This is a genomic window from Mycoplasma sp. 6243, assembly GCF_051200785.1.
Lineage (GTDB): Bacteria > Bacillota_I > Bacilli_A > Mycoplasmatales > Metamycoplasmataceae > Mycoplasmopsis.
Genome location: NZ_CP195154.1, coordinates 301559 through 315662 on the forward strand (window position 1 = coordinate 301559; position 14104 = coordinate 315662).

The window sequence follows — 14104 nt, forward strand, 5'->3', positions numbered from 1 at the left end:
TAAAAATATTTATGTATTAAAATTATAAAAAATCTATAAAAATATTTTGTTTTTTGTTGTTTTTCGCTATAATAATTTAGCAATTTATAGGCACTATAGCCAAATGGCCAAGGCATGGGTCTGCAAAACCTTGAGTGCGGGTTCGAATCCCGTTAGTGCCTCCATAATTAAATGCGCCCGTAGCTCAACTGGACAGAGTGTTAGGTTACGGCCCTAAAGGTTGCGGGTTCGACTCCTGCCGGGCGCGCCATATATTTAATACCATATAAGCCCCATTTTGGGGTATTTTAATACATTTTTACATAAATTTGGATGCTTTATTTGTATTAGTTTTGTAATATATTCAAAACAAAAAGTAAACCAGTTTTGATAAAAACATGAAATAAATTTCATATTTTTTCTAAAAAATTCTACAAGTTCTATCGGTAAGAGTATAATATTATCAGATAGTTATTTAAAATAAAGGAGAAATTATTATGAAAATGAAAGCAATTACATTTAATAAAGAAGGAAAAGTACAATTAGTTGACTTTGACAAACCTAGAGTTATTAAGCCTACCGATGCAGTTGTTCGAATTTTAAAAACTACTATTTGTGGAACAGATTTACACATTTTAGGAGGAGATGTTCCTGAAACACAACCTGGTAAAATCTTAGGACATGAAGGAATTGGTATAGTTGAGGAAGTAGGTTCAGCAGTATCTAACTTTAAAGTAGGTGATAAAGTTATTGTTTCATGTATTACATCATGTAATAAATGCTACTACTGTAAACGTGGTCTTCCCGCACACTGTGAAACAGGTGGATGAATTTTAGGACATAATATTAATGGAACACAAGCAGAATTTGTACACATTCCACATGCTGATGGTTCATTATATCATGCACCTAAAACAGTATCTGATGATGCTTTAGTAATGTTATCTGACATCTTCCCTACCTCATTTGAAATCGGGGTACAAAGTTCTCATATTAAACCAGGAGATACTGTTGCGATTATTGGAGCAGGACCAATTGGTTTAGCCGCTTTACTGACAGCACAATTTTACTCACCATCAAAGATTATTATGGTTGATTTATCAGAATCAAGACTAGAATTTGCAAAAAAATTCGGTGCAACACATACTATTAAATCAGGTAATTTAGAAGAAATTAAAGCAAAAGTTTCGGAAATTACTAATGGACGTGGAGTAAATGTGGCAATGGAATGTGTTGGTTATCCAGCAACATTTGATGTAGCACAAAATATAGTTGCTATCGGTGGACACATAGCTAATGTTGGAGTACATGGTAAACCAGTAAGTTTTGAATTGCAAAAACTATGAATTAAGAACATTACTTTTTCAACAGGTTTAGTAAATGCAACAACTACACAAATGCTTTTAGATGTCTTAGAATCTGGAAAAATTGATGCAAGCAAAATGGTAACACACCACTTTAAGCTTTCAGAAATGGAAACTGCATATAACATCTTTAAGCATGCCGGAGACAATAGAGCGCTCAAAGTTATTATTGAAAATGATTTAACTAAATAACAAAATCCAAGGATTATCCTTGGTTTTTAATTCTAGTCCTAAAAAGAAAAAAAAGTATAAGTGAGAACTTATACTTTTATTTTGTTTATTTTTTTAGTTTGTTTAATTGATGTACTGCATTACGTGCAGCTTCTCATAATACTTCTGAGAAAGTTGGATGTGGGTGTATAGCAGAAGCTATTTCATAGATAGTTGATTCTAAATCCATAGCTAAAACAACCTCTGAGATTAAGTCTGTTGCTGTTCCACCAATAATGTGACATCCAAGAATTTCACCAAATTCTTTTCCAATAATAAATTTAGCAAAACCTTTTTCTTCGTGTGCTGCTAATGCTTTACCAATGAATGTGAATTGGTGTTTAGCTACTATAAAATCTTTACCTTGCTCTTTTGCTTGTTCTTCAGTTAATCCGACAGTTGCAATTTCTGGATGGGTGTAAACGCAAGCAGGAACGGTTTTTGAAGAGTATTTAACTTCTTTTTTAAGAATGTTAGATACAGCAACAATTGCATGTCTGTAAGCAACATGTGCTAACATTGATTGACCTACAACATCACCGATACCATAAACACCATCAACATTGGTTTTACAGAATTCATCTACTAAAAGTTGCTTACGATCTCCAAGTTTGATTCCGACTTCTTCTAAACCAAGTGATTCTGGAACTCTACCAACAGAAACTAAAACTAATTCTGATTCAATTGATTCTTCCTTACCATTTACAGTATAGAAAATTTTGTTGTTTTCAAATTTTGTTGTATTTGCATTAGCAATAACTGTAACACCTGCTTCTTTTAAATCAGCAGTAACTTGTTTGATAATATCTTTATCAAGCATTGCTAAAACAGTTGGAAGGTTTTGTAAAATAGTTACTTTTGTTCCAGCAGCAGAAAATACTTGGGCAAATTCAACCCCGATTACACCTCCACCAACGATAGTTAATGATTGTGGTTTGTTTTTAAGGTTAATTGCTTCCTTTGAAGTAATTAACTTACCTGATTTATAACCTTCTTCAAATCCAGGAAGTGGTATTTTACGATCAGATGAACCGGTTGCAATGATAATATTTTTCCCACGGTAAACTTTTGAATCAACTTCAACTTCATGGGCTCCAACAAATTTTGCTGTTCCAAGGATAGTTTTAACCTTGTTCATACGCATTAGAGCTTGTACACCATTAGTAAGTTGTTTTACCACACCGGCTTTTCTGGCATGCATTTTTTCTCAGTTTACACTAACATCAATTATTCCATCAATTCCAAAATCGTGTGCATGTTTAATATTTGATAAAACTTCAGTAGTTTTTAATAATGCTTTTGTAGGGATACATCCAACATTTAAGCAGACTCCACCTCAAAATTCTTTTTCGATGATTAAAGTTTTTAATCCAGCACCACCTGCTTCTTCAGCGGCTAAATATCCACCAGGCCCAGAACCAATAACAATTAAGTCAAATTCTTCTTCAACTTTACCTGTATATGCTTTTCCTGTGTTCTTTGCCTCAACTGCAGGTGCAGCAGATGTTGAGGCAGGTGCAACTGGTGCAGGTTTGGTAGCGGTTGCTGGTCTTTTGAATGAAGAAAGGTCAAAAAGTTGATTTGAAACCTTAACTTCACCTACAACTGAAGCTCCCCCACCTTCTTCAGCAGGTTCTTCTTTAGTTGGTGCAGGTGGTGCAGGAGCAGCGACAGGGGCTGCTTCTTCAACATCTCCACTTCCATCATCGATATAATATATTTCTTGGCCAACATGGATAACATCCCCGACAGCCATTAAAACCTTCACAATTTTACCAGTTGCAGGTGAAGGGATATCTGAAGTAACTTTATCGGTTTCAACAGAAAAAAGCGAATCACCTTCTTTTACTTCATCACCTTCTTTTTTGTAAATTTCAGCAACTGTTCCCTCGTGTAATCCTTCTCCTATATCAGCAAATTTAAATTTATGCATACTATAAAACTCCTAAAATTTCTGGTTTTTCAAGTAATTCTTTAACTCTAGCAGCGAATCTACCGGCAGCAGCACCATCAATTCATCTGTGGTCTGCAGCGACGGTAAAGTTCATTACTTTACCAGGTACAATTTGTCCATTTTTAACAACCGGTTTATCAAGAATAGCTCCAACACCAGCGATTGATATTTCAGGCCAGTTAATAACAGGTGTTCCAAATAAAGCACCTACTGAACCATAGTTAGTAATGGTAAATGATCCACCAGACATTTCATTAGGTTTAATTTTTTTATCTCTAGCAGCAAGTGCTAAACGGATAATTTCTTTACCTAAATCCACGATTGTAAGGTTTTGGGCATCTTTTACTACAGGAACCATTAACCCAGCTGCTGTATCAACAGCAATTCCTAAATTAATAGTTGTAGGATAAACGATTTCGTTAGCTGCTTCATCATATTTAGCAGCAAAAATAGGGAATTCTTTTAAAGCAGTAATAATTGCTTTTGCAATGTAAGGTAAGAATGTTAATTTTACCCCAGTAGCTTTTTGCACATCCTCTACGATTGATTTTCTTAAATCTCAAAGACGAGTTACATCGATTTCATTTACTAACGAAAAGTATGCAACAGATGCTTGTGAAGTTTTCATTGCACGAGCAATAGCATTACGGATTGGAGTAATTTTTTCTCTTCTTCCGTCTAAGGTAACTGATGCAGGTTTGCTCACTACATCAACATGTGCTGCAGGAGCAGCAGAAGTAGCAGCAGGTGCAGCGGTAGCGGGAGCAGCAGGTTTTGCAGCAGGTGCTGCAGCAAATGCACGAACATCTGCTTCAGTAACTCTACCTTGTGGCCCTGTTCCAGTTACTAAATTAATATCAATTCCCAATTTGTTCGCTACAGCACGAGCAATAGGAGTTGCGATTTTTCTTTCCATAAATTTCCTTTCTAGTAGTTAATTATAACCTAAAAAGAAACAACCTCTTTAATTTTAGCAACAATTTTATCACTATCAATTGCGTGATATTTTTCTCCACGTGCTAAAGGAACTGTGATGTCGTATCCGGTTAAACGTGCTAAAGGAGCTTGTAAGTATTCAAATGCTCTTTCATTTACTCTAGCAATAATTTCTGCTGAAACTGAAAATGATCTAACGGCTTCATGAACCACAAGTAATCTTCCGGTTTTCTTAACTGAATTTACAATAGTTTCAGTGTCAATTGGTTTAATAGTTCTTAAGTCAATTAATTCTACACTGATTTCTGGATTAGATGCTTGAAGTTTTTTAAGTGCTTCAAGTGATTCGTGAACTTGTGCTCCGTATGTTACAAGAGTTAAGTCGTTTCCTTCAACTAAAACATTTGCTTTTCCAATTGGAACTTCATAAATTTCAGCTGGAATTTCTTGTTTAAATGAACGGTAAATTTTCTTTGGTTCTAAAAATACAACTGGATCTGGGTCATTGATAGCTGCTATCATTAGTCCTTTTGTATCATAAGGAGTTGATGGCATAACAACTTTTAATCCAGGAATGTGTGAATAAAGTGCTTCAATCGCTTCTGAGTGGTGTTCGAGAGCTCTAACTCCACCTGCCATAGGCATTCTTAATACCATTGGAACTGTTACTCTTCCACGAGTTCTGTTTCTATATCTAGCTGCATGCACAAAAAGTTGTTGAAATGCAGGGAAAGAGAATCCTTGGAATTGAATTTCAACAATAGGTTTTAGTCCATAAATAGCTGCTCCAACTCCAACACCACACATTGATGCTTCAGCAATAGGTGAATCTCAAGCTCTGGTAAGCCCGTATTTCTTTTGTAATCCTTCGGTTGCTCTGAAAACTCCACCTTCATACCCTGCATCTTGTCCTCAAAGAACAACTGTTGGATCTTTTTCCATCATTAAATCAATAGCATTAGTTAAAGCACCAATGTTATTTAATGTAACTGTTTTATCCATTATTTACTCTCCTTTAAGTTTGCATAGTAAGCTAAAGCCTCTTGTTTTTGTTCTTCTAATTCAGGTGTAAGTGTGTGATAGGTGTAGTCAAATACTTCGTTGATGTCTACATCTAATTCTTCTAATGATTCGTTGTATGCTTTCTTAACTTCTTCCATTGCAGATTCTCACATTTGATCTCTTTCTGCTTCGGTTAAGTATTTTTTATCGTATAGATATTTTTCAATACGGTGCATAGGTTCTCATTTTTCGTGTTCTTTTTCTTCTTCAACAGTACGATATACTCTAGGGTTATCTGATGTAGTATGCGGTCCTTGTCTTCAAGTAATGAATTCTACTAAAACAGGTCCATTTCCTTCACGAGCAAATTCAACTGCTTCTTTCATTACTACATAAGAAGCTAGTAAGTCATTTCCGTCAACACGAACTCCCGGCATTCCAGCAGCAGCAGCTTTAGCAGCAACTGTTTCTGAACCAGTTTCAAATTTTTCAGGTGTTGAAATACTTCATTGGTTATTGTTTACGCAGAAAACTGATGGTCATTTTCAAATTGAAGAAATATTAATTGCTTCATAGAATTCACCTTCAGCTGTTCCCCCGTTTCCAACGAAAGAAACTGATACAGTTTTTTTACCTAATTGTTTTGCTGCATAAGCAATTCCGGCAGCATGTGAACATTGTGTCGCGATAGGAACATTAACAGGAAGTAAATTAATTCCTTCTGGAACTACACTTCCACGTTCATTTCCGTTTCAGTATAATAATTGATTTTTAATAGGCATTCCCATATAAAGCATTGTTGCATTTGAACGGAATGCTGGAACAAATCAGTCGTCTTTAGTTAACACCATAGCAGATGCTACTTGTAATGCTTCTTCACCAAAGTTAGGTGCAAAAGTAAGCATTCTCCCTTGTCTTTGAAGTTGTGTCATATATTCATCTTGTCTTCTTGAAAGAACCATGAATCTATATGCTTTTAACAATTCTTCTTTTGATAATTTAGGGTCGTGTTTTTTACCTTCGGCTGTTAAATTTCCATCAATGTCTAAGAAACGAACAATTTCTTCTTTTTTAGACATTACTAATCCAGGTTTTACAAATTTAAAAGTCATAACATCCTTTCTGATTTAATGTTTGATTTAAAGGAAAATTTCCTTATTTTTTGTTGTAATTTAGATTTAAAGCATTTAAAATGGTTTGGATTACAAAGTTAAATGGTTTGTTAAAGTGTGGTAAGAAGTAAAAGTCCATTAATGCAATTTGTGGTAAGGTTAATCTTTCTTGAATTGCTAAAGATAACATATAAATTACTTCGGTGTGGTTTGCTTCTTTACCTACTGAACCAATTTGTGCTCCTAAAAGTCTAAGTGTGTTTTTATCATATGTAATTTTCATTCATACTTTATAGTGTTTACGCATAAATTCAGGACGATCATTGTCTTCAAAGTATTCCACAGCATAAGAATCTTTGAATTTTGGATGTCTAGATGCTGCTACTTCTGAAAGTCCTGTTGATGAATAGTTGAAATCGAACACACTAATAGCATTGGTTCCTGAGTATCCAGGGAATGGAATAGTTTCATTTCCTGCTAAGTGAAATGCAGCAACAATACCAGTTTTAACAGCATTTGTTGCTAAAGCGATGTTTACATATTCATCTGAAACATTGCTAATCATTGATGCTGCATCACCGATAGCATAAACATCTTGATCTGATAATGATCTTTGGAATTTGTCAACTTTAATCGCACCATTAGGTAGTTTGTCAACACCTTGAATTAATTCGGTTTTTGGTCTAAATCCGATAGCTAAGATTACTAAATCAGCATCGTATGTTCCTTTGTCTGTAACAACAGCAGAAACACATTTTCCGTCTTTAGTTGTAAATCTTTGAACTTTTTCATTAAGTTGTAATTGAATTCCGTTTTTTACCATAGATGCTTCAACTTTGTCAGTAAATTCTTTGTCAAAGTAGTTTGGTATAATGCGATCTTGCATATCAATTAAGGTAACATGTTTTCCATATTTATGGAATGCTTCGACAATTTCCACACCAATGTATCCAGCACCAATAACAACAACATTTCTCACATCTTTTGATTCTGCCTTAGCCTTAATTTCTTTTGCATGTGCAAAGATTTTAGAAACTAAAATGTTGTCTAAGTGAATGTTTTCAAAAGGTGGAATAATTGGTCAAGTTCCTCCAGCATATACAAGTTTGTCATAGTAGTCTTTAAAAACTTGTCCAGTTCTTAAGTCTTTAACTACAACATATTTTTCTTCACGATTTACTTCTATAACATCATGAGCATCTTTGATGTCTACTCCAAGTGATTTAAGTTGTTCAATACTTGAGTAGAATAATCCATCTGGATTAGAAAATTCCCCACCAACTCATAGAGCAATACCACATCCTAAAAAAGAAATGTCAGTATTTTTGTCATATGCCACTAAATGTGAGTCTGGAGCAATTTTCTTCATTGTTCTTAAAAATGAAGTCCCAGCATGGTTTGCTCCTATTGATATAATTTTCATTAAATAACCTCCGTTTTATTTAATATGAATAATTATAAACTTTTTTCATTCTTTATCAGAATAACAAAAAGCATTCATATTATTTATAAGATTGTAATGCAGAAATTAAAACTGTATTATAAACATCTTCTGTGGTTGATCCTCTTGATAGATCGTTTACAGGTTCAGCAATCCCTGTAATAACTGGTCCGATTGCACCGAATCCCCCAAAACGTTGTGCAATCTTATATCCGATGTTACCTGCATCTAAATTAGGGAACACAAAAACATTTGTAACTCCTGTATATGCAGGTTTTTTGTATTTTGATTGTCTTACTTTTTCATCAAATGCTGCATCAAATTGGATTTCTCCTATTGCTTTAGTATCTGAAAGTTTGTTAAATTTTGCTGTTGCTTCAGCAGATAATTTTGACTCATCGCTAACTGCTGAACCATCTGTTGAAAAAGACAAGAAAGCTACTTTTGGATCAAAACCAAGGCTTTTAGCAAATTCGGTGGCATTCAATCCGATTTCTGCTAATTGATCTGCATTAGGTTTGATGTTGACTGAAATATCTGAAAATAGGTATTTTTGATCATCTTTATGCATAATCATAGCAGATGAAATAGTTTTGATGTTTTTCTTAGGACCGATTACTTTAAAAGCAGCACGTAAAATATCAGCTGTTGTGTAATTTAATCCACCGACAACCCCATCAACTTCTTTGTTTTTAAGCATCATCATTGCATAAAAAGGTGCTTGTTCAAGGTTTTTAACTGATGCTTCTAAAGTTTCCTTTCCTTTTCTTAATTCAAAATATTGCTTTGCATATTCTGATTTTTTCTCATCTGAGATAACTTCCTGCTTGATATTAGGTGTAAGTGAGCAGTTGTGTTGTGAAACTAATAACACAATATTTACTAAATCACTTTCAGCAACTTTAGCTGCTGCCTGAATCGATCTTTGATCTTCACCATCAATAAGCAAAATAGTCTTCTTACTCTTTAATTGAGTATTTTTTTGATAAATTGTATTTTCTAATTGTTTTTGGAAATTCATCCTTCTCCTTAAATATTAAATACGATTATATTATAATATATTCTAAATAAAAATCCTTAATATAGTAGTATTTTTGCAAAATCTGCTTTAAATATGAAAATGTATGCAATAAATTTGCTCAATTTGTCATTAAAAGTTTATTTTATAATCAAAAATACTGCTTTTTATTAACTTTTTCATTTGTATTTATATAGTGATATAATTAAAAAATGAAGAAGCAATTTCAAACAGTAACAAGCAAAGAATTAAATTTATCTTTTGATTTCGAGATTCTAAATCATCAAAATCGAATTTTGGATATAAAAATTAATGGATTACTTCGTAATTTAAAGTATTCTGATGAATATTTTGACTGATTCATCGAAGATTTATTATTTTTGCTTGATAAAAATCGATACCAAAAACGCTGAGATTATGGACAAATCAATATTTTTGGTGTTACAAATTTAAATCTTAAGGAAAATGAAACAAAATTTGTTAAACTTTTTAAAAGTATAACAAATTTTGATTTAGTAAATAAGGAGTAAAAAATGAAAATATATGTATGTAAGGAAACTACACCATTTTACACACTTCCTCTTGAAGAAATAATGGCTAAAGATGAAGATAATCATGAAGATATTATTTATCTTTATCAACATGCTAATGATGTGATTATTGGACGTAATCAAAATGCATATAAGGAAGTTAAATTCGATGTTTTAGAGCGTGATAAAATAGGTTTATATCGTCGTTTATCAGGTGGTGGAGCTGTTTATCATGACCTTGGTAATTTAAATTTCTCATTTATTACTAATGATAAAACAGAGCATAGTTATCAAAAGTTTTTAGAACCGGTTCTTAATTTCTTAAAATCACTTGGTTTAGATGCACAATTTAAAGGAAGAAATGATTTAGTAGTAAATGGTGCAAAATTTTCAGGTAATGCACAATTTATTTATAAAAATAAAATTGTACATCACGGAACTATATTATTTAATGTTGATTTAACAAGACTTTCAACTGTTTTAAATCCAAGTAAATTGAAAATGGAATCAAAAGGAATAAATAGTGCAAGGCAAAGAGTGACAAACATTTTAGATGAATTACCAGTAAAAATGAGTATTGAAGAATTTAAAAATAAATTCATTGAATATTTGATGCATAAATATGATGCAAAATTGCTTGATATACCTGAAAAATATACTACCTTAGTTCCACAATTGCGCAAAATTAGATCATCAAATGAGTGAGTTTTAGGTAAGAATCCCGAATTTTCTTTTTATAGCGAAAAGAAAACAGATGGTGGAATTTTACAAATAAGTGCTAATGTAAAAGAAAACAAGATAGTTGAAATTAAATTTGAAGGTGATTTTCTTACCTTACTTGGAACCGAAAGCATCGAAAGTGCATTAGTTGGACTTGATTTTGAGAAAAATAAAATATTAGAATTTTTAAAATCAGTACCTAATTTAGATAACTATTTTGGAAGCATTAGTCCACAAGAAATAGTTGATATTATGTTTGGTGAATAATGGAAAGTAAATATATAGAGATTTTAAACGAAAGAATACATTATATAGAAGAAAACACCGGTAAACCAAAAGTTTTATTTTTACACGGATTTAATTCCTCTGCTGCTTTTGCAAACCAAGTTTACTTACAGAAAAATCGTAATTATGATGTAGTTGCTCTCGATTTTCCCGGTTGTGGTTTCAGTAGTGCTAAAGAAGCAATATCAATTGAGTTATATCAGCAGGTTGCATTGGAATTTGTAAAGCAATATAATTATGATTTTAAACTTGTTATTGGGCATTCACTTGGAGGAGCAAGTGCTTTGTATTTATTAAACAACAATTTAGTTAAAAAAGCACTACTAGCAGCACCGATAAATTATGAAATTTTGGATAATAAATTAGGTGAAAGTGTTGAAGCAGCAATCAAAAGAATGAAATGTTGACTCATACCTGAAAATTATGATTCAGCTTATGAAAGTTCAGATAATTTGATTTATAATGATAAACTGGATTATCGTAAAAACTTATCAAAAGTTGCTACGATGTTTTTGAAATTAATGGATAGAAAGCGACCTATGTTTTTAAATATGGTTACATCACAGATTTTAAATCCCAATTACCTAAAAACAAGCATTAAAAGTTTATATCAAGCAAATAATGACTATGAATTTATTACTGGTATTAATGATAAATTTGTTCCTTACTTTACTATAAAAAATATTGCAAATAAGATGCAAAAAAATGTAACACTTTTGCAAAATTGTGGGCATGCCTTATTTTTTGAGCAACCTGAAGCAATAAATGAAAAAATTAATCAACTTGTTGAGTATTTATATATAAAAGGTTAATAACCTTTTATTTTCTTATTCTGGAGTCTTATGTTATATATTGATTTTGGTAATACATTAATTAAAATTGGTTATTTTTTGAATTCAAACTTAATAATTGAAAAATTAGAGGTTAAATTATTAAATTTTGATTCATTGAAAGAAAAAATTGTTCAAATAAAAAACAAAATAAATATTAAAAGTATTATTATTTCTTCTGTTAAACCAGAAAAAAATATCATTTTATCGCAAGTATTTGATTTTTTAAAAATAAAATATAAATTTATTTCATATTTGGATTTCAATGAAAATGATTTAACATTCAATAAAAAAATAACTAAGGAAGAAGTAGGAAATGATATATTGCTGGCTGCATATTATATTGGACAAAAATATAAAAGTGGTTATGTTGTTTCATTAGGGACAGCATTAGTTTTAAGTAAAACTGAAAATAAAAAAATAATCGGTGTTAGCATAATGCCGGGGATAAAAAAAGGGTTAAATGCTCTTTTTGATAATACTTCATTAGTTAAACAAATCAAATTAAATAAAGATATAAAAAATATCGGTTATAATACTTCTGATGCAGTTTCATCAGGAGTTCAATTTAGAATTTTATCTTTGATTATGTATTTAAATTATATAAATAAGCAAAATTATAAAATAATTTTCACTGGAGGAGATTTAAGTTACTTTAATAAAGAAATTTTTAATAATATTGAAGAGGAAATTGTTGTAAAATCTTTAATTTTATTTACTAATAATAAACTCAAAGAAAGTATATAAGAAAGGAAAATATGAAGAGAAAATTATCTCTATTAACATTTGTTTCATTGCTAACATCTGCACTTGCAATTTCATGTGGGACAACTAACCAACAAAAGCAACCACAAAAATATAAAATACTTGTTTCTGGTGTTGAAAATAAAGCAAATAAGTATATTTTAACATTAAAAGCATATGAAATTCCAATTTCGGCAGATATAACAACTGATAAAATACAAATACAAATAAGTGGTTTAGCTGAAAAATTGACAGCAATAAGTTTTGATAAAAATTCAAGGGAAATTAAATTTAATGTAACTAATTTAGACTTTAATAAAGATTATAAGATTGAAAAATTAATTGTAGATACCAATCAAATAAGTACTAATTTGGTTTTTAAAAAACAAAGACCAAAACAAGAACCGAACCCAATTCCACAACCATCAAAACCAGATAAACCAAAAGAACCCGTGACCCCCCCACCTTTACCACCGGATTTTCATATTCCTACACAAGACTATAGTAAAAATAATCAATATCCAGATTTTGTTAAGCAATATAAGGTAGTAGATAGAAAACAGTTATATAATGAAATTTTTGATCGCAGTTTTGCTATAAAATTCGGTGTTGGTAATAAGACAGGTGATCACAGTAATGATTTTCGTTCAACAGATAGCGGGACAGCATGATTACTTGATTATCATAAACAAGACGATAATAAATATAAACTTTTCTTAGCAACTAATTTACATGTTGCAGCTGATTTATCAAATACATTAGATGAAAATGTTGCTAAAAAACTTAATTATATTGATCCAAGAAATATTAAAGCTCGTTCAATCTCAATAGGTAAAGCAGCAAAAAAAACTGATTTTACAATCAAAGAAAATAACTATAATTATCAAGCAGATAGCGCAAATACTGTTAAATGATTCGCATCAGCGGATGAATTTTTGGATGCAAATAAGTCTGATTCAGCCGCATCAGAAACTACAAAAGCAGTAGGTATATCATCTCCAAAGTTAATTTTTGCAGGTTTTGATTTTATTGATCACAAATATATTCAACCATTTCAAGATAATTTAAAGAAATTAGCACAAGAACGACTAAAAAAATATACTACTGATGCTGATCCCGATGATGAAAGCGATGAAGGTCATATTTTAAAGCAACAATTAAAAGATGAGAATTTTTATCCATTTTATACAGATTTTGCTGTTTTTGAAATAGATATTGATATGTCTAAGTTAAATACTCAAGCACAGCAAATGTTTAAATTGGCTATAGCAGGTGTTGATTCTTATTTAGCTAGACTAAATGCAACAAATCAATTACCTAATCAAGATAAAAAAACTTCTGTATATATGCAAACTGTTGATTATATGAGTGCATTTAATGAAAAATACCAAAACAGTTTAACTAATTCAAAAGAAGTATATATAGGTGGCTATCCACAAGCTGATGCATCAGGAACAGCAGCATGAAGTATTAATAATCCAACTGAAAGAAATTCAACTTCTTTAAAATGAAATTCACGAAGTAAATCAAATGAAAAAACTTTTGCATTACCTACAAATAGCGCAGAAGAAAAGATTAATAGTGGTAATTATACACCTTATACTTCAGCACAAGGAAGATTGCTAGGTAATTATTATGGTTATAATTATTCAATTTGATTTTCATCATTATATTATGGAGCATCTGGTTCGCTTGTGTATAATGAATTTGGACAAATGATAGGTATATATGATGCAGTTGCTTCAGATGTTCAAAAGAATGACTTTTCTAAGGTAGCTGGATTTGCACCGTTCTTTCTATCACATGATTTTGGTAAATTAAAAGCATATAATTTAATTGATGGGAGTGATAAGAAGAAATACCCGGCACAAACAGCTTCGTATCGTCAAAATTTATTATTAATTTATCCAAACGGTTTTGATAATTCACAAACACCGTTTAAGACAGCATTATTTCCAAATGGTTTTAAATAAATAAAT

At 31.4% G+C, this 14104-nt stretch carries 12 protein-coding genes and 2 tRNA genes; 8 read left to right on the forward strand and 6 right to left on the reverse strand.

Annotation, left to right across the window (positions count from 1 at the left end; translation table 4 throughout):
- Positions 1-89 precede the first annotated feature (89 nt).
- The 3 genes from ACR82Z_RS01430 to ACR82Z_RS01440 all read left to right on the forward strand — a co-directional run bounded on the left by ACR82Z_RS01430 (position 90) and on the right by ACR82Z_RS01440 (position 1535).
- A tRNA-Cys gene (locus ACR82Z_RS01430) sits at positions 90-164 on the forward strand.
- A 9-nt stretch (positions 165-173) separates the two neighbouring features.
- Positions 174-250 (forward strand) — tRNA-Arg (locus tag ACR82Z_RS01435).
- A 226-nt stretch (positions 251-476) separates the two neighbouring features.
- Positions 477-1535, forward strand: coding sequence for a zinc-dependent alcohol dehydrogenase family protein (locus tag ACR82Z_RS01440; RefSeq protein WP_435130224.1), 1059 nt, complete (start codon positions 477-479; stop codon positions 1533-1535).
- An 85-nt stretch (positions 1536-1620) separates the two neighbouring features.
- Here the strand turns inward: ACR82Z_RS01440 and lpdA are convergent, their stop codons facing one another.
- The 6 genes from lpdA to ACR82Z_RS01470 form a co-directional block, all read right to left on the reverse strand.
- Positions 1621-3486, reverse strand: a complete 1866-nt coding sequence (lpdA, locus tag ACR82Z_RS01445) for a dihydrolipoyl dehydrogenase (protein ID WP_435130227.1) — start codon at positions 3484-3486, stop codon at positions 1621-1623.
- Between the two features lies 1 nt (position 3487).
- Positions 3488-4423: a 2-oxo acid dehydrogenase subunit E2 gene (locus ACR82Z_RS01450; protein WP_435130229.1), complete on the reverse strand. Its 936-nt coding sequence runs from the start codon at positions 4421-4423 to the stop codon at positions 3488-3490.
- 29 nt (positions 4424-4452) lie between these two features.
- Entirely contained in the window at positions 4453-5445 is a 993-nt protein-coding gene (locus ACR82Z_RS01455; RefSeq protein WP_435130232.1) for an alpha-ketoacid dehydrogenase subunit beta, read from the reverse strand.
- A complete protein-coding gene (pdhA, locus tag ACR82Z_RS01460) occupies positions 5445-6557 on the reverse strand; it encodes a pyruvate dehydrogenase (acetyl-transferring) E1 component subunit alpha (protein ID WP_435130234.1) in 1113 nt (370 codons plus the stop codon). Before pdhA ends, ACR82Z_RS01455 begins: the two co-directional genes overlap by 1 nt.
- Before the next feature lie 43 nt (positions 6558-6600).
- Complete coding sequence (locus ACR82Z_RS01465) at positions 6601-7980, reverse strand: FAD-dependent oxidoreductase (RefSeq protein ID WP_435130237.1); 1380 nt, start codon at positions 7978-7980, stop codon at positions 6601-6603.
- A 79-nt stretch (positions 7981-8059) separates the two neighbouring features.
- Positions 8060-9019, reverse strand: a complete 960-nt coding sequence (locus ACR82Z_RS01470; RefSeq protein WP_435130239.1) for a phosphate acetyltransferase — start codon at positions 9017-9019, stop codon at positions 8060-8062.
- A gap of 209 nt (positions 9020-9228) precedes the next feature.
- On the opposite strand from ACR82Z_RS01470, the gene ACR82Z_RS01475 reads away from it, so the two are divergent.
- From ACR82Z_RS01475 to ACR82Z_RS01495, 5 genes are read left to right on the forward strand one after another with little or no spacing between them, the layout of a single operon-like run.
- A complete protein-coding gene (locus tag ACR82Z_RS01475; RefSeq protein WP_435130242.1) occupies positions 9229-9546 on the forward strand; it encodes a hypothetical protein in 318 nt (105 codons plus the stop codon).
- 3 nt (positions 9547-9549) lie between these two features.
- A complete protein-coding gene (locus ACR82Z_RS01480) occupies positions 9550-10533 on the forward strand; it encodes a lipoate--protein ligase (RefSeq protein WP_435130245.1) in 984 nt (327 codons plus the stop codon).
- Entirely contained in the window at positions 10533-11363 is an 831-nt protein-coding gene (locus ACR82Z_RS01485) for an alpha/beta fold hydrolase (RefSeq protein ID WP_435130248.1), read from the forward strand. Before ACR82Z_RS01480 ends, ACR82Z_RS01485 begins: the two co-directional genes overlap by 1 nt.
- 30 nt (positions 11364-11393) lie before the next feature.
- Positions 11394-12128 (forward strand): type III pantothenate kinase, encoded by a 735-nt coding sequence (locus ACR82Z_RS01490; RefSeq protein WP_435130250.1) that lies wholly within the window; start codon positions 11394-11396, stop codon positions 12126-12128.
- An 11-nt stretch (positions 12129-12139) separates the two neighbouring features.
- Positions 12140-14098, forward strand: a complete 1959-nt coding sequence (locus tag ACR82Z_RS01495; RefSeq protein WP_435130254.1) for an MIP family Ig-specific serine endopeptidase — start codon at positions 12140-12142, stop codon at positions 14096-14098.
- Positions 14099-14104: the final 6 nt, after the last annotated feature.